Source organism: Streptomyces sp. NPDC006997 (assembly GCF_040635175.1).
GTDB lineage: Bacteria > Actinomycetota > Actinomycetes > Streptomycetales > Streptomycetaceae > Streptomyces.
Map to the genome: position 1 here is coordinate 150,470 of NZ_JBEYHH010000006.1, position 19,711 is coordinate 170,180.

Genomic DNA, 19,711 nt, shown 5'->3' on the forward strand with positions numbered 1-19,711 from the left:
TCGGCAGCTCCGGTGGGTGGGATGGGGGTACCTCCCACGCCTATAAGGCAGTGAGGGAGGGTGAGGCCGCGAGGACGGCCGTGTGCTGAAGTCGTTCGCTTAGGTGCGCGGCGTGCGCGGCTCCACCGTACTGCGGCCCTCCCAGCTCCCGGCCCAGAGCGGTGAGCCGACGCACGATGCTGGCCGACATGCGCTCGGGCGGGGATTCGAGGACGAATCCGAGCATCGCCTCGGTGCCGTCCAGGTCGCCCAGGAGCAGGTGACCGCGGGCGAGATCGACATGGGCGGCGAACAGGTCGCCGACCGACTGATCATCGTCCTCGGCACTGCGGTAGAGCCGGATCGCACTGTCCGCGCTGACGATGGCCTGCTGGACATGCCCCCTCCCGCCCACGGCCAAGTGGCTCGTGCCCGCGTACGCGAACTGCTTGGCGGCCGGAAAGGCGAAGATGCCCGGCACCTCGTCATGACCGGGCATTGCCTCACGGGAGCGCTCGGCATCCGCAAGGGCGGCCACCGCGCCCACCCGGTCTCCGGCTACGGCCAGCGCACGCGCCTCCAGGCTCGCCAACCGGGCTCCGATGCTGCCGGGAGCCCGGTGGTGGCGGCCGGCCTGCGCCAGCCGCGCCGCCTGCTCGTACCGCCCAGTCCAGTAGGCGATCAGGGACTCCACGGCCCGCACCCAGGCCAGCATCCCCTCGTGCCCGACCGCCTCCGCACACGCCCGAGCAGTACGAGCGTGAGTGGCAGCGGAGTCGTAGTCGCCCAGGTCCAAACAGACGTGCGCGGACAGCCCGCACAACCGTGAGGCCGCGACGTACAGGTCAGCAGTCTGCCGGGGATGCTGGCGCCCGCGTAGCAACTCGAACGCCCCGTCGCGCAGCCGCTTGATCTCAACGTACAACTCCATCAGCGGATGGCTGACGTAGGCGCGAGCGAGCCGAGCGACATCGGCCTCCAACTGCTCGACGACGAACTCATCTGCGTTGCGCCGCGCGATGAACCGGGCGAAGTCCGCCGACATCGCCGCGTCCGCCGCCGACACAGCACCTGATCGCGAGGGCACCACAGGCCGCGCCGGAACGGTCTCCGCAGCCTTGTCTTTGCCCTGGCGGCCCTTGCTGACCGCCACAGCACGGTCGAGCACTCCGATGTCGACGCCGAACACCTGCGCCAGATACCTGCGGGTGTATGGAACCGGGATGCGCGCCTCGCGCTCGTAACGCCCAATCTCCTTACCGGTCTTGGCTGCCCGCCCCTCCAAGACGTTGTACTCGTCGGCCACCCGCTGCTGGGTCCAACCACGCCCAGTGCGCAGCCGTATGAGCAACGTGCCGATCCCCGTGTCGCCCATCCCATCTCCCAGGAGCGTGCGAACTCTGGCTCCCATAGTGGCCCCCCACATGGCCCCCACGCTGGCTCCCGACCCAAACGAGCGACGGCGGTTGGCTGTTGGCCATGCCCAGCACACTGCCCGGCGAGCCGGACACCCTCGCACCGGAACAAGCCCTCGACGGCGCCGTCGAGCACGCATCGATGCTCTTCGACCGACGCCGGACCACCCCAGGCGCCGCCCGCTTCTTCGTCGCCGAGACCCTTACCCAATGGGGCCGGACCGAACGCCTCGACGACATCCGGCTGTGCACCTCCGAACTCGCCACCAACGCCGTCCTGCACGGAGCTCCTGCAGGCGGTCAGGTCCTGGTACGAGTCGAACTGCACGTTGCCGGGCTGCGCATCGAGGTGCACGACGGCGGCAACGGCACACCCGCCAAGCAGGAGCCACCGAGCACCCCCGACGACGGCCGCGGCCTCCTGCTGGTCTCTGCCGTCGCCGACCACTGGGGCGTGGAGAAGCGCCAGGGCCCCGGCAAGTGCGTCTGGGCCGCCTTCCACCACAGCGCGGTGCCCACATGCTGACGCCTGCCCTCACGGATGCCTTCGCGCCTTCCGCCGGCCTGATCGCCTCCCTGGCCACCACCACGTGGTTGGACTCCACTCCAACCGGCGCCACGGTGTGCTGCCTCCTTCTGGTGCCCCAACCGCCCCGCAGCTGCCACGAAACGCCGGCCGTCATCGAGCAACGCATGCGCGCCGTTGCCGAAGCTCTACACCTCGGCCCCACCACCACACCCCCGCCAGACATCGGGCCACGCCTACGTCTGATCGCCCCGGCTGAAGTGGCCCTGCGCTTCGACGGCACCCCCTACCGCTAACGCATCCCCACCGGCCGCCCCTGGACTCTGCTGCTCGGCCAAGGAACCCCGGCGGCCATCGTCGTCGGCCTCGACCCGCTCTCCCGCAGCACCGCCCCTGCGGAGATCGACACCTACCTGGACAGCGCCACGCTCCGCCAGCGCCTCCTCTTCGGTCACACCCGAACCGCATGAACCCCAACCCACCCCAGGGGGACATCCCGTGACGACCCATCCCGTCTCACCGAACACCGTCCTGGCGAACGCCCTCCACCATGCCGAGGACGTCCTGACCCCACGCATCCTGGCCACCCCACCCGAGCGGATCGTGCTGGTCGTCGGCACCCAGATCAACGGCGCCCCGCACATCGGCACCTCCCTCGTGCAGTCCCTGGCCTTCGCCATGGCCGCCCGCCTGCGCGACCGCTTCGGCATCCCCACCGAGGTCCTGTTCAGCGCTCTCGACAACGCCCCCTACGAACTGACCACCGACCCGGTCAGCGGCCACCGATACCAACGCGCCTACGCCCAGGCGCTCGGTGACCAGGCCCTGACCGACCTCGTCAACGCCCTCTACCAACCCCTTTTCACCGCGCTCTCTCGGTGCCTGGGTATCCCTCACCGGATCGAGACCTACAGCCAGCAGCAGGCCGGCGAGCACTTCCGCCGCACCTGGCTCCGCCTCCTGCCCCGCCTCGACGCCGCCCGCTGGTGGCTCGCCCCCTCCACTGGCACACCACACCTGCGCATCCCGTGCTCGCACTCCGACTGCGGCTGGGCCGAGAAGCACGCCGCACGCACCCGAGTCCACCTCACCGACCGCGAGACCGCGCAAGTCGCTGCCGTGTGCCTCCACCACGGGCCCTACCAGGCGACCATCACCCCAACCGGAGGCGCCTACCTCGACCTGGCCACCCTGTACCGCAATGCGGTCAAGGAACTCTCCGCGTCCAACCCCCACGGCACGCTGCACATCATGGTCAAGGGCGGCGACTGGGTCTTCGGCTCCCACCTGGTCGACGAAGCCCTCCAAGCCGTCGGCCTCACCCGCGCCCAGCTCCCCGCCCGCCTGTTCTGCCCGCAGGTCGTCACGGACACCGGCGCGAAGCTGTCCAAGTCGCTGATCCGTGAGGGCCGTGTTCCCTTGCCCGAGGGTGCAGGCGACTGGATGCTCGACACCCGACAGTGGCCCGGCACCGTCGCGGAGTACGCCGAGCAACTATTGGTTATGACCGATACGTTGCTGTCCGACCCCCGCCACTTCTTCCGCTCGTACTCGGCCGCCGAGATCGGCCGCCTGATGACCGCGCCAGCCACCAGGAGCGTTCCCACCCCATGACCGACACCACCGCCCGCGTCCGCGAACTCAACCTCTACCGCCAGTACTTCGACCTCGTCGCCGCCGGCGCCAAGACCATCGAGGTGCGGGTGAAATACCCGCACCTCGCCGACCTCGCTGCCGGCGACGTGATCCGCTTCCGCATCAAGGGCACTAACGAGACCTGTGAGGTCAAGGTCAAGCGGGTCACCAAGTACCTCGATTTCGAGGCACTGCTCGACGGCGAGGGATCGGCCAACATCAACCCGACCGCCACTCGCGAGCAGCAGCTCGCCAACATCCGCACCATCTACCCACCCGAGAAAGAAGCGCTTGGCGCCCTTGCTATCGAGATCCAACGCACTGCCCTCGACGGCTGGCGATAGGAACGCCCACGCCTCTTTTCGGGCGTACCCCTTTGGCTCCGATCCGGTTCCGGGTGGCCCTCGCCGCCTGACACAATCCCCCCGCGACTGGAGGCGATTCCATGGCAGATGGGAAATTCCGGTGCACACCGCGCACAGTCTGCGGGACGTTCTACGTATGACAGTGGATTTCGCGGAGCTCAACAGGTTGGCGGTGCCTGGTCTGCAGGCTCTGACCGAGCTGCTGGTGGGCGGCGCTGCCGACCATGCTCCGGCTTCCGAGGACAGCCGCCCCTTCCAGGTCGGCTGGGGCATGGTGGCTGCGCTTCACCGGCAGGCCGCCGCCGTGGTCGTCCTGCATAATCAGGGACTTGGTCACGAAGCCGCGCCGAACAGGCGGCTGGTCCGGGCACCGCTGGACGTTTCCACGCCGCTGCCCTGACGGAGCTGCACGCCCTCCCGCCGGGCGCCCCAGGCCGACGGAATGACTGCTCGACGAAGGTCGCCGGACACCTCGCGCGCAAGCACACGAAATTCGCGGGCGAGACAGCCGCGCCGCAGGAAATCGCCTCTGGCTCGCGAACAGCGCCGAAAAGATGACCGCACCATCTCGCGGTCTTCAAATTACGGCCTTAGAATGCGCTGCATCCTGTGCACCTTCGCGACCTTAAAAGGTAACTTCAGGATTTCACTAATCTTCAGGATCCAGTGGCGTTGATCTTCCGAGTGGCCGTCGAGACACCACTCCAGCGGACGTGACCGTCGTGAGGGGCCGGGTGCGGTCTTTTTTGCCCCAGGCCTCAACGGCGGCAGACGAGGATGCCCGCGAGGCTGGTGACCTGGAAATCACCGTGCCGCGCGATGTGATCGGCGACGGTCAGGCGGGCCCGGTCGATCGTCGCCTCGAACGGCACGCCGTACTGGTCCGCCCAGGCCCGGTAGGACCCCATGTGGGCGATGACCGGCTCGGGGTCCCGGACCGAGATGGTGCCGGGCAGCTCGATCGTCTCCACGCGACCGAACTCCTCCGTACTGCGACCTCCTCAACTCCCGCCCCGGAGAGGTGCGGTGTCACGGCCAGGGTTCCACCGCCACCACCGCGTCCACCGGGACCGGGCCGTAGACGTGGGGGAACTCCTCGCCGCCCGGTTCCGGGGCCTCGTACCGGAGCGGGGCGTCGAGTCGGGTCGGGTCCACCACCAGGACTACGAGGTCGTCGGGGCCCTCGCCGGCGGGGCCGTACAGGAGGGCGGCCACGCCGGGGAGCTGGGCGCGGGTGGAGAAGTGGATGAAGCCCTCCTGTTGGAGGGTGCGGCCGCGCGTGGAGTGCTCCCAGGTGCCTCGCGCGCGGGCCTCCTCCCACAGGGAGCGTTCGGTGAGGTGCAGGATGTACGGCATGGCTGAACGCTAGTGCGACAGCTCAGGGGGTGCCCGTGGGTTTCTGGACGGGTTCGGTCCGGCGGGGCTCCTCCGGCCGCCTGGAGTGCTCCCCTCCGGGTTCGGTGTCCGGTTCGGCGTACGCCGAGCAGTCGGGGTTGTGGCACGGGCCCGCCGTCCACGTGGGGACCCAGGCGCCCAGTGTCTTGTGCCGCTTGACCACGGTGGCGACGTGCTGTCCGCAGGTGGGACAGACGTCGTGTTCGCTGCCCATGCTTCCAGCGTAGGGCGGGCCGCGGCTCAGCGCTTCCGGTCGTATGTGCGGATCAGCACGCCGTTGCCGAAGGCGCGCACCGAGGCCAGACGGAAGTCGGTGACGGCGAAACCGGTGCCCGCGAACATCGGCATTCCGGAGCCGTACACCTGCGGGTAGCTCTTGATGACGAGTTCGTCGACCTCCTCCAGCAGCTCGCCGGCGATCTGGGAGCCGCCGCAGAGGTAGATGTCCAGGGCGCTGTCCTCGGCCTTCAGGGCGCGGACCCTGCCCACCAGGTCGTCGGCGACGATCTCGACGTCCGGGTCCGGGGACTCGGTGAGGGTGCGTGAGGCGACGTACTGGCGCAGGTGGGCATACGGGCTGGTGATGCCCTCCTTGAGCGCCAGGTCGTAGCTGGCGCGGCCCTGGACGATGGTGTCGAAGCGGGTGTTCGGTACGTCGTCGACGCCGAGTCCGCGACGGGCGTGGGTCGGCAGGGTGTCGGCCAGCTCGGTGGCGAGGTGGCCGAGGTACTCCTCGTCCAGGTACGCGAGCATGGACGTGGCGTCGCCCGCGGGGTCGCCGATGTAGCCGTCGAGCGAGCAGGCGACGAGGTAGGTGAGCTTTCGCAAGCTGGTCTCTTTCCGTAGGCTGCGGTCGCGGGTTGAGCACTCCGCTTGTAGTGCTCCAGTTGTAGTGCTCCAGGCGTAGTGGTTGCAAGGGGTTTCCGGACAGGAGATCCGAGGAGGAGAGAGGTTCCGTCATGGCCGGCAATCCGGAGCGCCGGGCGGCGCTCGTGGACGCGGGGATCGAGGTACTCGCGCGGGACGGGGCCCGTGGACTGACCTTCCGCGCGGTCGACACGGCGGCGGGCGTGCCGGTGGGCACCGCCTCCAACTACTTCACCTCGCGTGACGACCTGCTGCGGCAGATCGACGCCCGGGTGCACCTGCGGCTCGCCCCCGACCCGGAGGCGCTCGCCGGGCTGATGAGCCTGCCGAGGGACCGGACGCTGGTCACGGCCCTGATGCACGACCTGATGGCCCGCGCCGTCCGGGACCGCACCGGCCACCTGGCCCTGCTGGAGCTACGGCTGGAGGCCACCCGGCGGCCCGAACTGCGCGCCTCCTACACCGAGTCGGTGCGCGGGCAGCTGGAGTACGGCATGGAGTTCCACCGGGACGCCGGGCTACCCGGGGACGACACGACCGTCGCCGTGCTCTACCTCGCCATGCTCGGGCTGATCGTGGAGCACCTGACGCTGCCGGGGGTGCTGGACGGCGTACTGCCCGGGGCGGGTGTGCCCGAGGGGCTGGTGGAGCGGATCGTGGCGGCCGTGGTGCCGGAGGAGCGGGGCTGAGAGCGGGGCGGGTCGGGGCGGGTCGGGGCTTACGGCTGGCGGGGCTCTCGCCACATCGGCCACATCAGGGGGCCGTCGGGCAACCGCAGTGCGGCGCCGTGCTGGGCGAAGCCGAGCCGCTCGTACAGGGCGCGGCTGCGGGCGCTGCTGGCCTCCAGGTAGGCGGGCAGTTCCGCGCGGTCGCAGCGGTCCAGGACCGAGGTGATGAGCGCGGTGCCCAGGCCCTCTCCCTGACGGTGCGGGGAGACGCCGATCATCCACAGGTACTCGTGGGCGCGGCCCGCGGGGTGGATCGCGGCGGTGAGCTCGGCGATCAGTTCGACGCGTTCGTTGTCCGGATCTATGGCGGCGCGGAGCTGGGCGGGGCCGTCGTCCTGGGGGCCGGCGTCGGCGTCGGTCCCGTGCGGATCGGCCGGTGTCGGCAGCCACAGGGCGCAGGCCGCGCCGTCGTCGGCGAGGTCGATCCGCCCGTCCGCCAGCACGATGTCGGTGAACGCGGCCATCAGCTTGTGGTGGTGCGTACGGCGGTACTCCGCGCCGGGGAAGACCCAGCCGCTCACCGGGTCGTCCTGGAAGGCCGCGTCCAGCAGCCGGACGATCAGCTCACGGTCGTCCGGTCCCGCCGTGCGTATCGCCACACCCATTGCTCCACCCCTCCGCCGGTCACGCCTCAACAAGCGTCGCCTGAATGGCGGTTGAGCCTAACGGGTGGGCGATGGAGGACTGTCAAGGGGTGGGTCCGGCCGTGCGGGGTCAGGAACCGCGCGGCCGGGCCACCGGACTCAACTGGTACGCCGGGTCACGAACTCGGCGAGGGCCAGCAGGCCGCCCGCCGACTCCGGGGAAGGGACCGCGCGGGACAGCTCCTGCATCGCCCGCGCCATCCGGTCGGCCGCCTGGACCTGCGCCCAGTCACGCCCGCCCGCCCGCTCCACGGCCAGCACCGTGCGCTCCAGATCGCTCTTGTCGTACGGCGCCTCGTACAGCTCGGCGAGTTCCTCGGCCGCCGGGGTGCCGGAGGCGAGGGCGGCGACGACCGGCAGGGTCTTCTTGCGGGCCGCGAGGTCCGCCCCGGCCGCCTTGCCCGTGTGGCCAGGGTCGCCCCAGAGGCCGATCACGTCGTCGATGAGCTGGAAGGCGAGCCCGGACTCCCGCCCGAACGCGTCCAGCGCCTCCACCTCCCGCGCGGACGCGCCCGCGTAGAGCGCGCCGATCGCGCAGGCGCACCCCAGGAGCGCCCCCGTCTTGGCCTCGGCCATCGCGAGCACCGCGTCGAGGGTGACGTCGGCGGGCGGGCACCGCTCCAGCGCGGTGTCGGCCTGCTGACCCGCGCACAGCTCCACGACACAGGACGCGAGCCGGGCGGCGGCCTCCGTGGCCGCCGGGTGGGGGTCCTCGGCGAGCAGCCGCTGGGCCACCGCCTGGAGGGCGTCCCCGGCGAGGATGGCGTCGGCGACGCCGAACACCGTCCAGGCGGTGGGCCGGTGTCTTCGGGTGGTGTCGCGGTCCATCACGTCGTCGTGCAGCAGGGTGAAGTTGTGGATCAGCTCCACCGCCGCGGCGGCGGGCACGGCCGCGGTGCGGGCCCCGGGGCCGCCGAGGGTGGCGGCGGCGGTCAGCACCAGGGCGGGCCGGACCGCCTTGCCCGGGTTGTCCGCCGCCGGGGTGCCGTCCGCCTGCTCCCAGCCGAAGTGGTAGCGGGCGATGCGGCGCAGGGCGGCGGGCAGCGACCCGACGGCCGTGCGCAGCTCGGGGTCGACCACCGCCCTGGTGGCCGCCAGGATCGCCGCCGCCTCCTGCGCGTCGGGCGGAGAGGCGTCCGCCGTGCTGTCGGTGGGGGTGGGAACGGGAATGGGGGGCCGCCTTTCCGGGACGTCGGCGCGCCCCGCCACGTGTTCCCGCCCGCCGCTCGGGCGGGAACACGGCAGACCGGTCGGGAGGGTCACTGCCAGCGGCCGATCTCGACGTTCTCCAGCACACCGAGCGCGTCCGGGACGAGGACCGCGGCCGAGTAGTACGCCGTCACCAGGTACTTGATGATCGCCTGTTCGTTGATGCCCATGAACCGCACCGAGAGGCTCGGCTCGATCTCGTCCGGGATGCCGGACTGCCGCAGCCCGATGACGCCCTGGTCCTCCTCACCGAGCCGCATCGCGATGATCGAGGTCGTACGAGCCTCGGTGACGGGGATCTTGTTGCATGGGAAGATCGGCACACCGCGCCAGGTGGGGATGCGGTTCCCGGCCATGTCGATGGTCTCCGGGACCAGACCGCGCTTGTTCAGCTCACGCCCGAACGCGGCGATGGCGCGCGGGTGGGCGAGGAACAGCTTGGTGCCGCGCCGCCTGCTGAGCAGTTCGTCCATGTCGTCCGGGCCGGGCACGCCGTCGTGCGGCTGGATCCGCTGGTCGTACTCGCAGTTGTGGAGCAGCCCGAACTCCCGGTTGTTGACCAGCTCGTGCTCCTGACGCTCCTTCAGCGCCTCGACGGTGAGCCGCAGCTGCTGCTCGGTCTGGTTCATCGGCTGGTTGTAGAGGTCGGCGACGCGCGAGTGGATGCGCAGCACGGTCTGGGCGATGCTCAGTTCGTACTCGCGGGGTCGGGACTCGTAGTCGACGAAGGTGTGCGGGATGTCCGGCTCGCCCTCGTGGCCCGCGGCGAGGTCGATCTCCTTCTCGCCGTACTTGTTGGTGCGCTGCTCGGGGATGGCCCGCAGCACCTCCAGGTGCTCGCGCAGCGAGTCGGAGCGCTCCGCGACCTGCTCGACGTCCTGCCGGGTGAGCACCAGGACGGTGCACGCGGTGATCGCGCGGGCCGTGTACTCCCAGATGGCGTCCGGGTCGAGCAGCGCCTGCTCTCCCAGGTGGGCGCCGTCGGCGAGGACGCCGAGGCTCTCGTCGCCGCCGTAGGGTCCCGAGCCGACCTTCTCCACCCGGCCGTGCGCCAGCAGGTACACCTCGTCGGTCTGGTTGCCGAAGTCGGCGATCACCTCGCCCGCGGCGATCTCGCGCTGCTCACAGCGCCGGGCCAGCTCCGCGAGCACCTCCTCGTCCTCGTAGCCGCGCAGCGCGGGAATCTCGCCCAGTTCGGCGGGGATGACCTCGACGCGGTCGCCGGTCTGCACGAAGGTGATGCGGCCGTCGCCGACGGCGTAGGTGAGGCGCCGGTTCACCCGGTACGTACCGCCCTTCACGTCCACCCACGGCAGCATCCGCAGCAGCCAGCGCGAGCTGATCTCCTGCATCTGCGGGACGGACTTGGTGGTGGTGGCCAGATTCCGCGCGGCCGCCGTGCCAAGGCTCTGCTGCGGCCTGGTCTCTTCCGTGCGGACCTCTTCGCCTACCGACATATGGAACTGCCCTCCCGGTTGTGCGCCCGGCGGCGGTCTGTGCCGGACACCGATCTCGTGCAAGAGCCTTCCATCACTCAACGTGTCTGTGCTATTACCCGAAAGAGCGGGAATGGATCAGCACCCGCCAGGGCAGACTGGGGTCCCCCTCCAGCGCCGCGCGGTCCTCCGCACACCCGTCCGCATCATGTCCGGATCGGCTCGCACGCTGTACGAACGAGGATTCCGGCCACCTCCGTTTCGGTACATCCAGCGGTACGAGACGGTCGCGCGGGGCGGTCGTCGCGCACGGGTGAAGGAGGCGGGGCCATGGCCTCACCGATGTCCGCGGCCAAGTTCCTGGCGAGGCTGCGGGCCAACTGCCGCCACCACGGCTGGACGGAGCGGTCGGTCATCGGGCACCGGGAGTGGCAGCCCGGGAAGACCGACCCGCGCGGGTTCTCGATGAAGCGGATGCGGCGGCGCATACACGAGCGCCTCACGTGAGACGGGGCCGCCCCTGACCGGCGGCCCCCCGGTCCCCGACAATGGACCCGTGCCCAGCCACCCCCAGGAAGCGCCCGGCCTCGCCGCCCTCCGCCCTCGCCTGCCCTCTCCCCTCCAGGAGGTGGCGGACGACCGTTTCGGGCGGCACGGCGTCGGTCTGGCGCTCAAGCGGGACGATCTGATCCACCCGGAGCTGATCGGCAACAAGTGGCGCAAGCTCGCCCCGAACCTGCGGGCGGCGCACGGCCGTACGGTGCTCACCTTCGGCGGCGCCTACTCCAACCACCTGCGGGCCACGGCCGCCGCGGGCCGGCTGCTCGGGCTGCCCACGGTGGGCGTGGTCCGCGGTGACGAGCTGGCCGACCGGCCGCTCAACGCCTCCCTGGCCCGGTGCGTCGCCGACGGGATGCGGCTGCACTTCGTCGACAGATCGACGTATCGCCACAAGGCGGAGCCCGACACCCTGGCGGCCGTCCTGCGCGCGGCGGACGCCGAGGAGACGTACGTCGTCCCGGAGGGCGGCAGCAACGCCGAGGCCGTACGTGGCTGCGCGGCCCTCGGTACGGAACTGCGCGGTCGGGCCGACGTGGTGGCCCTCGCCTGCGGCACCGGCGGCACGCTGGCCGGTCTCGCCGCGGGGCTGGGCCCCGGCCAGCGGGCGCTGGGGGTGCCGGTCCTCAGGGGCGGCTTCCTCGGCTCCGGGATACGCGCGCTCCAGGAGCGGGCGTTCGGCGGCCCGCGCGGCGCCTGGTCCCTGGACGAACGCTTCCACTTCGGCGGCTACGCCCGCACGGGCCCGGAACTCGAAGCGTTCGCCGCGGACTTCGAACAACGCCACGACCTACCCGTGGAACGTCTCTATGTCGCCAAATTGCTGTACGGCCTCGCGGCCCTCGCCGCGGAGGGCGCCTTCCCGCGCGGGAGCACCGTGGCGGCGGTGATCACGGGCCGCCCCTTCCCCTGAACCCCGGGCGTCACGGGTGCGTCTCCCGGTAGGCGGCGGCCTCCTCCAGGTCCAGGCTGCGCAGCAGGGAGCGGAGCATCTCGTCGTCTATGTAGCGGGCGTCGCGGAGCCGTACGAAGACCTCACGCTCGGCGCCGATCATCTCGCGCGACAGTCGCCGGTAGGTGTCGTCGGCGGTCTCACCGGTGATCGGGTTGGGCTGGCCGAGGCGTTCCCAGACGGCGTTGCGGCGGCGCTCCAGGACGGCGCGCAGCCGGTCGGCGAGCGGCTCGGGCAGGGCGTTGCGCTCGTCGGCGAGGAGTTCGTCGAGGCGCTGCTCGGCGGCCCGGGACGCCTGCGCCTGGGCGTTGGCCTCGGCGAGCGTCTCGGCCTGCGTGTCCCGCCCGGGGAGTTTCAGCACGCGGATCAGCGCGGGCAGCGTCAGGCCCTGGAGGACGAGGGTGCCGATGACGGTGGTGAAGGTCAGGAAGAGGATCAGGTTGCGGCCGGGGAAGGGCTCCCCGTGGTGTGTTGTCACCGGGACGGAGAAGGCGATGGCCAGGGAGACCACGCCGCGCATCCCGGCCCAGGAGATGATGAACGGTCCCTTCCAGGTGGGGTCCTCCTCGCGTTCGCGGATCCGCGCCGACAGCAGCCGCGGCAGGTAGGTCGCCGGGAAGACCCACACGAACCGGGCCACGACGACGACGAGGAAGACGGCGACCGCGTACCAGAGGGCGGTGCCGCCCTCGTACTCGCCCAGTTCCCTGAGGACGACCGGCAGCTGCAGGCCGATGAGCGCGAACACCGACGACTCCAGGACGAAGGCGACCATCTTCCACACGGCGTCCTCCTGGAGGCGGGTGGCGAAGTCGACCTGCCAGGCGCGGTGGCCGAGGTAGAGGGCCACGACGACGACCGCGAGGACACCGGAGGCGTGCACCTGCTCGGCGACGGCGTAGGCGACGAAGGGGATCAGCAGCGACAGGGTGTTCTGGAGCAGCGCCTCCTTCAGGTGGATGCGCAGCCAGTGGATCGGCACCATCAGCACCAGCCCGATGCCGATGCCGCCGATCGCCGCCAGCAGGAACTCACCGATCCCGCCCGCCCAGGTGGCGCCCTCCCCCACGGCGGCGGCGAGGGCCACCCGGTAGGCGGTGATCGCGGTGGCGTCGTTCACCAGGGACTCGCCCTGCAGGATCGTGGTGATCCGGGACGGCAGTCCCACCCGGCGGGCGACCGCCGTGGCCGCCACCGCGTCCGGCGGCGCCACCACCGCGCCCAGCACCAGGGCGGCGGTCAACGGCAGGTCCGGCACGATCAGGTGGACGGCCCAGCCGACGGCGACCGTGGCGAACAGCACATAGCCCACCGACAGCAGCGCGACCGGCCGGAGCTGGGCGCGCAGGTCGAGGTAGGAGCTGTCGATCGCCGCCAGGTGCAGCAGCGGGGGCAGCACCAGTGGCAGGATCACGTGCGGGTCGATGTGGTAGTCGGGCACCCCGGGGACGTACGAGACCGCCAGCCCGGCCGCCACCAGCAGCAGCGGCGCGGGCACCGGCGTCCTGCGGGCCGCCCCCGCGACCACCGCGCTGCCCGCCACCAGCAACAACAGCGGCATCACGTCCATGCGCCCTCTCCCCCAGCTCTTTCCGTACGGTCACCCGCACGCGCGTCGTAATCTGGCAATCATGAAACAGTGCACGCACGCCGACGCGCTGCCACACCCCGAACCCGCGCCGCTCAGCGACACGTGCCTGGTGTGCCTCGCGGACGGTACCCACCCGGTCCAGCTGCGGCTGTGCCTGTCCTGCGGACACGTCGCCTGCTGCGACTCCTCACCGGGCCGCCACGCGACGGAGCACCACAAGGAGACCGGCCATCCCCTGATGCGGACCTTCGAACCCGGCGAGAGCTGGCGCTGGTGCTTCGTGGACCACGTCCTGGCCTGACCGGACCCGACCGAGCCTGACCGACCGCAGGACGGTTCGACCGTCTGACGTGTGGGTACGTCAACCCGGCGCGCGCTTCTCCCAATTGGGCCCGCAGACCCCCTAGCCACTGTGCGTATATGTATGTTTACTATGAGTGACAGCACGGGGTCGGGGTCCCGGGGACAGGATCGTCGAGGGCGCGGTAGCGTCACCGCTGAACCACATCGTGTTCCCCCGGGGAGACCCCCGGCCCGAACAGCATGTACCACCTTGGAGGTGAGGGTGTCCCAGATCGCAGGCGAGCCCGCGACCCAGGACTTCGTGGAAGTCCGGCTGCCGGCCGCGGGTGCCTACCTGTCGGTGCTGCGGACGGCCACGGCCGGTCTCGCGGCCCGTTTGGACTTCACCCTCGACGAGATCGAGGACCTGCGCATCGCGGTGGACGAAGCCTGCGCGATCCTGCTCCAGCAGGCCGTCCCCGGCTCGGTGCTCAGCTGCGTCTTCCGCCTCGTCGACGACTCACTGGAGGTCACCGTCTCGGCGCCGACCACCGACGGCCACGCCCCCTCGCGGGACACCTTCGCCTGGACCGTGCTGTCCGCCCTGGCGGGCAAGGTCTCCTCCGCCGTCGACGAGGACAAGACAGTATCGATCAGCCTCTACAAACAGCGCGGCGCGGGACCTGGTCCGGCGTGAGGGACGGGGACGGGCCGGTGCGGGACGAAGAGCGCGGCACACGTGAGCTGCCGGCCAAGGGCGGAATTCCACCTTCCAGCGGAGCCAGGCACATGGCGGACGGCATCCCCGAGCAGGCCCGGCCGCACCCGGAGGACGACACCGGCGGCCCGGCGGAGTCCCCGGTCGGCGGGGAGCGCGACCAGGGAGGTGCCGAACAGAGCGCGCCTCTGGAACGGCGGAGCGGGGTCACCCCTGTCCGAGCTGCGGCGAGGGCACGGGGAAGGGCAACGGGCGGGACGATGAGCGAGCACGAGCGAGACTCCGAGCAGGACGCGCTGCGCGCACCGGGCACGCAGGGCACGCGGCACGAACCGCCGGACCGCAGTGGGGCGCGCGCGCTCTTCGTCGAGCTGCGCCAGCTGCCGGACGGCAGCCCGCAGTACGCGGAGCTGCGCAACCAGCTGGTGCGGATGCACCTGCCGCTCGTCGAGCACCTCGCGCGCCGCTTCCGCAACCGCGGCGAGCCGCTCGACGACCTCACCCAGGTCGCCACCATCGGTCTGATCAAGTCCGTCGACCGCTTCGACCCGGACCGTGGCGTGGAGTTCTCCACGTACGCCACCCCGACCGTCGTCGGCGAGATCAAGCGGCACTTCCGCGACAAGGGCTGGGCGGTCCGGGTGCCGCGCCGCCTCCAGGAGCTGCGGCTGTCGCTCACCACGGCGACGGCGGAGCTGTCCCAGCTGCACGGCCGCTCCCCGACGGTGCACGAGCTGGCCGAGAAGCTGGCCATCTCCGAGGAGGAGGTGTTGGAGGGCCTGGAGTCCGCCAACGCGTACTCCACGCTGTCCCTGGACGTCCCCGACACCGACGACGAGTCCCCGGCGGTCGCCGACACGCTCGGCGCGGAGGACGAGGCGCTGGAGGGCGTGGAGTACCGGGAGTCGCTCAAGCCGCTGCTGGAGGATCTCCCGCCGCGCGAGAAGCGGATCCTGCTGCTGCGCTTCTTCGCGAACATGACGCAGTCGCAGATCGCCCAGGAGGTCGGCATCTCCCAGATGCACGTCTCGCGGCTGCTGGCGCGGACGCTGGCGCAGCTGCGGGAGAAGCTCCTGGTGGAGGAGTAGCCGCCGCCCCGGTCACTTTCCGGCGGTGTCGGTCCTGTCGGCCTCTTCGTCGGTGCGGCCGGGTCCGCGGATGCCGAGGGCCCGGGCCGTGGCGGGGTTCATCAGCAGCACCAGCGCGGTGACGGCCACGACCGCGAGGGCGATGCCCGCGGGGATGGACGCGCTGTCGGCCTGGAGCAGGTTGTAGGCCACCGGCAGCGCCAGGAGCTGGGTGATGACGGCGGGGCCGCGGCTCCAGCTCCGCCGGGCGAGCAGGCCGCGGGCGGCGAGCAGGGGCAGCAGGGCGAGGACGGCGAGGGTGATGCCGCCGGTCACGGCCTGCCGCTCGTTGTCGGGGCTCCCGGCCAGGCCGTATACGAGCATCCAGACTCCGCCGCCGAACAGCACCAGCCCCTCCAGGGCGGTGAGCGCGGCGGCGGCCACCAGGCGGCGGGGGCGGTCGTCCTGCGGGGTCTGCGGCGGGGTACTCACGTGAGCAGGGTAGCCGGGGGTGGGAGCGGTGCCGTGGGTCGGGGTGAGGCGCGGGGACCGGCGTTGACGGGGTGCCCGGCGTGGCCGCTGGCGTGGGGGTGGGTCGCGCGGCCCGGCGCCGCGGGGTGCCTCCCCCCAACGCCACCCTCCCCCCCAGCGCCACCCTCCCCCTCGCGCCACTCTCCCCCTAGCTCTCGGCTTCGCCCGAGCAGTAGGGGTCCCCAGCGCCCCAGCGGCACGACTGCCCGCGGCCAAGGCCGCAGGCGACTGCCCGCGGCAACGGTGGATGGCGCCCCGGCAGGGAGCTGATCCGTACTCCGGGGTTCGCCCGGTACCACCCAGTAGGTACGCTGCCCTCCATGCGTGCACTTCTCGTGGTCAATCCGGCGGCAACCACCACAAGCGCACGTACGCGCGATGTGCTGATCCACGCGCTCGCCAGTGAGATGAAGCTGGAGGCGGTCACCACCGAGTACCGCGGTCACGCGCGGGACCTCGGTCGGCAGGCGGCGGAGAGCGACGACATAGACCTGGTCGTGGCGCTCGGCGGCGACGGCACCGTCAACGAGGTAGTCAACGGCCTGCTACACAACGGCCCCGACCCCCAGCACCTCCCCGGCCTCGCCGTGGTCCCCGGCGGTTCCACCAACGTCTTCGCCCGCGCCCTCGGCCTCCCCAACGACGCCGTGGAGGCCACCGGCGCCCTGCTCGACGCGCTGCGCGAGGGCAGTGAGCGGACCGTCGGCCTGGGACTCGCCGCCGGCACCCCGGGCAGCGAGGACGAGGCGGTCCCGTCGCGCTGGTTCACCTTCAACGCCGGCCTCGGCTTCGACGGCGGCGTCGTGGGCCGCGTCGAGCAGCAGCGCGAGCGCGGCAGGAAGTCGACCCACGCCCTCTACGTCCGCCAGGTCGTCCGCCAGCTCCTCGGCGAGACCAACCGGCGGCACGGGACGATCACCCTCGAACAGCACGGCGAGGAACCCGTCGAGGGCCTGGTGCTCTCCATAGTCTCGAACACCGCCCCGTGGACGTTCCTCGGCAATCGCCCCATGTACGCGTCGCCTAAAGCCTCGTTCGATACCGGCCTCGACGTGTTCGGCCTCAGCCGCCTTTCCACCGCCGCGGTTGCCCGGTATGGCACCCAGTTGCTCACTTCGTCCCCCGAGCGCGGACCTCATGGCAGGCACGCCACCTCCCTGCATGACCTGACCGACTTCACCTTGCATTCGAAGGCGCCACTCCCCCTCCAGATGGACGGTGACCACCTGGGGCTGCGTACGAGCGTGACGTTCACAGGCGTACGCCGTGCACTGCGTGTGATTGTGTGAGCAGAAGACGCTAAAGTCCTTTCACTCGAACGTTTAGGCCAGGATCCACCCCATGGAAGTACGGCTGTGACCTAGTCGACACCGAGGAATCAAAAAAAACTTTTCGGAAGGGGTTGTATCCGCCGCTGAGGTTTGCGAGTCTCTACGTGGCGATCGGGACGGCCCCACACACCGGCCCCCACAGATCACCAGAACCCCTCTCCAACACACAGGACCACGCCAGGGAAACCTGACGGTCGGCCCTTCACTTGTTGAGGGATTCGTGAAAGCGTTCACATTCACAAGCAATCAGCATGTAATACCAAGGAGAGGTAGCAGCCATGGACTGGCGTCACCGCGCCGTTTGCCGCGAGGAAGACCCCGAGCTGTTCTTCCCCATCGGCAACACCGGTCCTGCGCTGCTGCAGATCGAGGAAGCCAAGGCTGTCTGCCGTCGCTGCCCGGTTATCGAGCAGTGCCTGCAGTGGGCGCTTGAGTCCGGTCAGGACTCCGGCGTCTGGGGTGGTCTCAGCGAGGACGAGCGCCGCGCGATGAAGCGCCGCGCCGCCCGCAACCGGGCCCGTCAGGCCTCCGCCTGACATACCCACCCCGCTGACAGTCTGAGCCTGGCGGCGCGTACAGCGAGTACGCATCTCCCGCCACCCGAGTCGCAGCGCGCAGTACCCCCGATGCGCTAGAGCACTTACAGCAGCAGCGAGCACTGGCCTCGGACCCGAGAAAGGGTCCGGGGCCCTTTGCTTTCCCGACGTCGACCCTGATCCCCTCGCCCTTCTCCTCCTTCTCCTCCCCCTTCTACTTCTGCGACCGCACCGGCACGTCAAGGATCACCTGCGTCCCCCGCTCCGGCGCCGGGACCATGTCGAAGGTGCCACCCAACTCGCCCTCCACCAGCGTCCGTACGATCTGGAGGCCGAGGTTCCCCGAGGTGTGCGGGTCGAAGTCCGCGGGCAGTCCGACCCCGTCGTCCTGCACGGTGACCAGCAGCCGCGCCTCCTTCGAGGTGCCGCCCCGCACGGCCGACACCTCGACCGTCCCGGTGTCCCCCTCCCGGAAGCCGTGTTCCAGCGCGTTCTGGAGGACCTCCGTCAGCACCATCGACAGCGGCGTGGCGACCTCGGCGTCCAGGATGCCGAAGCGGCCGGTGCGACGGCCGGTGACCTTGCCCGGCGAGATCTCCGCGACCATCGCCAGCACCCGGTCGGCGATCTCGTCGAACTCCACCCGTTCGTCCAGGTTCTGAGACAGCGTCTCATGCACGATGGCGATGGAGCCGACCCGACGCACCGCCTCCTCCAGCGCCGCGCGCCCGCGTTCGGACTCGATGCGCCGGGCCTGGAGCCGCAGCAGGGCGGCCACGGTCTGGAGGTTGTTCTTCACCCGGTGGTGGATCTCCCGGATGGTGGCGTCCTTGGTGATCAACTCACGCTCGCGGCGGCGCAGTTCGGTGACGTCCCGGAGCAGCACCAGCGAGCCGATGCGGGTGCCCTTGGGCTTCAGGGGGATCGCCCGGAACTGGATCACCCCGTCCTTGGCCTCGATCTCGAACTCGCGCGGCGCCCACCCGCTGGCCACCTTGGCGAGCGCCTCGTCCACCGGCCCCCGGGACGGGGCGAGTTCGGCGGTGGTCTGCCCCAGGTGGTGGCCGACGAGGTCGGCGGCGAGGCCCATCCGGTGGTAGGCGGAGAGCGCGTTCGGGGAGGCGTACTGGACGGTGCCGTCGGCGTCGAGGCGGATCAGGCCGTCGCCGACGCGGGGCGAGGCGTCCATGTCGACCTGCTGGTCGGGGAACGGGAACGACCCGGCCGCGATCATCTGCGCGAGGTCGGAGGCGGACTGGAGGTAGGTCAGCTCCAGTCGGCTCGGCGTGCGCACGGTGAGCAGGTTGGTGTTGCGGGCGATGACCCCGAGGACGCGGCCGTCGCGCCGTACGGGGATGGACTCGACGCGGACCGGGACCTCCTCGCGCCACTCCGGGTCGCCCTCCCGCACGATCCGCCCCTCGTCGAGCGCGGCGTCCAGCATGGGCCGTCGGCCGCGCGGGACGAGGTGGCCGACCATGTCGTCCTGGTAGGAGGTGGGGCCGGTGTTCGGCCGCATCTGGGCGACGGAGACATAGCGGGTGCCGTCACTGGTGGGGACCCAGAGCACGAGGTCGGCGAAGGAGAGGTCGGAGAGGAGCTGCCACTCCGAGACCAGCAGATGGAGCCACTCGAGGTCGGAGTCGTCGAGGGCGGTGTGCTGGCGGACCAGTTCGTTCATGGAGGGCACGCTGCGAGCGTACCTGGGGGCCAGCCGGGGCCCAACGGTCGCGGGGCCCGGAGACACCCGCGGGCCGCGGCGCCTGAGAGGGACCCTCAACCCTCCCGGCACCGCAGCCCGGAGCAGCAACGGCCGCGGGGTGTGCGGTCCCGGTCGGCCGAAGGAGAGGAGCCGGAGCAGTCAGGGCAGAGAGCGCCGGTTCCTCGATCCGCCTTCCTGTGCGGGGAAGGCGGAGGCTTTTCAACGTTCACCCGATTGTGGACTA

Annotated in this window: 22 protein-coding genes and 1 pseudogene; 12 read left to right on the plus strand and 11 right to left on the minus strand. The window is 70.9% G+C overall.

Going from position 1 to position 19,711, the window contains the following annotated elements; all coding sequences use genetic code 11:
- Positions 1 to 40: 40 nt before the first annotated feature.
- Positions 41 to 1,285, minus strand: a complete 1,245-nt coding sequence (locus tag ABZ659_RS08150) for an XRE family transcriptional regulator (RefSeq protein WP_360214752.1) — start codon at positions 1,283 to 1,285, stop codon at positions 41 to 43.
- Between the two features lie 173 nt (positions 1,286 to 1,458).
- Between ABZ659_RS08150 and ABZ659_RS08155 the strand changes: the two genes are divergently transcribed.
- The 4 genes from ABZ659_RS08155 to ABZ659_RS08170 all read left to right on the plus strand — a co-directional run bounded on the left by ABZ659_RS08155 (position 1,459) and on the right by ABZ659_RS08170 (position 4,320).
- A complete protein-coding gene (locus ABZ659_RS08155; RefSeq protein ID WP_360214754.1) occupies positions 1,459 to 1,920 on the plus strand; it encodes an ATP-binding protein in 462 nt (153 codons plus the stop codon).
- Between the two features lie 498 nt (positions 1,921 to 2,418).
- Complete coding sequence (locus ABZ659_RS08160; protein WP_360214756.1) at positions 2,419 to 3,534, plus strand: hypothetical protein; 1,116 nt, start codon at positions 2,419 to 2,421, stop codon at positions 3,532 to 3,534.
- A complete protein-coding gene (locus ABZ659_RS08165; RefSeq protein ID WP_360214758.1) occupies positions 3,531 to 3,899 on the plus strand; it encodes an ASCH domain-containing protein in 369 nt (122 codons plus the stop codon). The genes ABZ659_RS08160 and ABZ659_RS08165 overlap by 4 nt, the downstream gene beginning before the upstream one ends.
- Before the next feature lie 157 nt (positions 3,900 to 4,056).
- On the plus strand, positions 4,057 to 4,320 hold the full coding sequence (locus tag ABZ659_RS08170) for a hypothetical protein (RefSeq protein WP_360214761.1): 264 nt from the start codon (positions 4,057 to 4,059) through the stop codon (positions 4,318 to 4,320).
- A 358-nt stretch (positions 4,321 to 4,678) separates the two neighbouring features.
- On the opposite strand, the gene ABZ659_RS08175 is transcribed toward ABZ659_RS08170, so the two are convergent.
- Genes ABZ659_RS08175 through ABZ659_RS08190 form a run of 4 tightly spaced genes read right to left on the minus strand, consistent with a single transcriptional unit; the run spans position 4,679 to position 6,143 of the window.
- Complete coding sequence (locus ABZ659_RS08175; protein WP_360214763.1) at positions 4,679 to 4,891, minus strand: hypothetical protein; 213 nt, start codon at positions 4,889 to 4,891, stop codon at positions 4,679 to 4,681.
- A 58-nt stretch (positions 4,892 to 4,949) separates the two neighbouring features.
- Positions 4,950 to 5,276 (minus strand): DUF952 domain-containing protein, encoded by a 327-nt coding sequence (locus ABZ659_RS08180; RefSeq protein WP_360214766.1) that lies wholly within the window; start codon positions 5,274 to 5,276, stop codon positions 4,950 to 4,952.
- A gap of 22 nt (positions 5,277 to 5,298) precedes the next feature.
- Positions 5,299 to 5,529, minus strand: a complete 231-nt coding sequence (locus ABZ659_RS08185; RefSeq protein ID WP_360214769.1) for a hypothetical protein — start codon at positions 5,527 to 5,529, stop codon at positions 5,299 to 5,301.
- A 26-nt stretch (positions 5,530 to 5,555) separates the two neighbouring features.
- On the minus strand, positions 5,556 to 6,143 hold the full coding sequence (locus ABZ659_RS08190) for a dihydrofolate reductase family protein (RefSeq protein ID WP_360214772.1): 588 nt from the start codon (positions 6,141 to 6,143) through the stop codon (positions 5,556 to 5,558).
- Positions 6,144 to 6,274: 131 nt separating this feature from the next.
- On the opposite strand from ABZ659_RS08190, the gene ABZ659_RS08195 reads away from it, so the two are divergent.
- Positions 6,275 to 6,871, plus strand: a complete 597-nt coding sequence (locus ABZ659_RS08195) for a TetR family transcriptional regulator (protein ID WP_360214775.1) — start codon at positions 6,275 to 6,277, stop codon at positions 6,869 to 6,871.
- A 29-nt stretch (positions 6,872 to 6,900) separates the two neighbouring features.
- On the opposite strand, the gene ABZ659_RS08200 is transcribed toward ABZ659_RS08195, so the two are convergent.
- The 3 genes from ABZ659_RS08200 to ABZ659_RS08210 form a co-directional block, all read right to left on the minus strand.
- The gene (locus tag ABZ659_RS08200; RefSeq protein ID WP_360214778.1) at positions 6,901 to 7,515 is read right to left on the minus strand and encodes a GNAT family N-acetyltransferase; all 615 of its coding nucleotides are present in this window, start codon (positions 7,513 to 7,515) and stop codon (positions 6,901 to 6,903) included.
- A gap of 138 nt (positions 7,516 to 7,653) precedes the next feature.
- Positions 7,654 to 8,724 (minus strand): family 2 encapsulin nanocompartment cargo protein polyprenyl transferase, encoded by a 1,071-nt coding sequence (locus ABZ659_RS08205; protein ID WP_360215084.1) that lies wholly within the window; start codon positions 8,722 to 8,724, stop codon positions 7,654 to 7,656.
- Positions 8,725 to 8,813: 89 nt separating this feature from the next.
- Positions 8,814 to 10,220, minus strand: coding sequence for a family 2B encapsulin nanocompartment shell protein (locus ABZ659_RS08210; RefSeq protein ID WP_360214781.1), 1,407 nt, complete (start codon positions 10,218 to 10,220; stop codon positions 8,814 to 8,816).
- A 354-nt stretch (positions 10,221 to 10,574) separates the two neighbouring features.
- On the opposite strand from ABZ659_RS08210, the pseudogene ABZ659_RS08215 reads away from it, so the two are divergent.
- Together ABZ659_RS08215 and ABZ659_RS08220 are read left to right on the plus strand one after the other, a co-directional pair.
- Positions 10,575 to 10,706, plus strand: a pseudogene (locus tag ABZ659_RS08215) (N-acetylmuramoyl-L-alanine amidase); the annotation flags it as partial.
- 49 nt (positions 10,707 to 10,755) lie between these two features.
- The gene (locus tag ABZ659_RS08220) at positions 10,756 to 11,670 is read left to right on the plus strand and encodes a pyridoxal-phosphate dependent enzyme (protein ID WP_360214784.1); all 915 of its coding nucleotides are present in this window, start codon (positions 10,756 to 10,758) and stop codon (positions 11,668 to 11,670) included.
- 10 nt (positions 11,671 to 11,680) lie between these two features.
- Here the strand turns inward: ABZ659_RS08220 and ABZ659_RS08225 are convergent, their stop codons facing one another.
- Complete coding sequence (locus ABZ659_RS08225; protein WP_360214787.1) at positions 11,681 to 13,279, minus strand: Na+/H+ antiporter; 1,599 nt, start codon at positions 13,277 to 13,279, stop codon at positions 11,681 to 11,683.
- A 61-nt stretch (positions 13,280 to 13,340) separates the two neighbouring features.
- Between ABZ659_RS08225 and ABZ659_RS08230 the strand changes: the two genes are divergently transcribed.
- The 3 genes from ABZ659_RS08230 (at position 13,341) to ABZ659_RS08240 (ending at position 15,388) form a co-directional block, all read left to right on the plus strand.
- Positions 13,341 to 13,601 (plus strand): UBP-type zinc finger domain-containing protein, encoded by a 261-nt coding sequence (locus ABZ659_RS08230; protein ID WP_360214790.1) that lies wholly within the window; start codon positions 13,341 to 13,343, stop codon positions 13,599 to 13,601.
- 264 nt (positions 13,602 to 13,865) lie between these two features.
- On the plus strand, positions 13,866 to 14,279 hold the full coding sequence (locus ABZ659_RS08235) for an anti-sigma regulatory factor (protein ID WP_004925829.1): 414 nt from the start codon (positions 13,866 to 13,868) through the stop codon (positions 14,277 to 14,279).
- The gene (locus ABZ659_RS08240) at positions 14,276 to 15,388 is read left to right on the plus strand and encodes an RNA polymerase sigma factor SigF (RefSeq protein ID WP_360214794.1); all 1,113 of its coding nucleotides are present in this window, start codon (positions 14,276 to 14,278) and stop codon (positions 15,386 to 15,388) included. Before ABZ659_RS08235 ends, ABZ659_RS08240 begins: the two co-directional genes overlap by 4 nt.
- A gap of 12 nt (positions 15,389 to 15,400) precedes the next feature.
- Here ABZ659_RS08240 and ABZ659_RS08245 read toward each other — a convergent pair whose 3' ends face one another.
- Positions 15,401 to 15,859, minus strand: coding sequence for a hypothetical protein (locus ABZ659_RS08245; RefSeq protein ID WP_360214797.1), 459 nt, complete (start codon positions 15,857 to 15,859; stop codon positions 15,401 to 15,403).
- Positions 15,860 to 16,218: 359 nt separating this feature from the next.
- On the opposite strand from ABZ659_RS08245, the gene ABZ659_RS08250 reads away from it, so the two are divergent.
- On the plus strand, positions 16,219 to 17,187 hold the full coding sequence (locus tag ABZ659_RS08250) for a diacylglycerol kinase family protein (RefSeq protein WP_360214800.1): 969 nt from the start codon (positions 16,219 to 16,221) through the stop codon (positions 17,185 to 17,187).
- A 320-nt stretch (positions 17,188 to 17,507) separates the two neighbouring features.
- Positions 17,508 to 17,765 (plus strand): WhiB family transcriptional regulator, encoded by a 258-nt coding sequence (locus ABZ659_RS08255; protein ID WP_029383210.1) that lies wholly within the window; start codon positions 17,508 to 17,510, stop codon positions 17,763 to 17,765.
- A 214-nt stretch (positions 17,766 to 17,979) separates the two neighbouring features.
- Here the strand turns inward: ABZ659_RS08255 and ABZ659_RS08260 are convergent, their stop codons facing one another.
- A complete protein-coding gene (locus ABZ659_RS08260; RefSeq protein WP_360215087.1) occupies positions 17,980 to 19,446 on the minus strand; it encodes a PAS domain-containing sensor histidine kinase in 1,467 nt (488 codons plus the stop codon).
- Positions 19,447 to 19,711 lie beyond the last annotated feature (265 nt).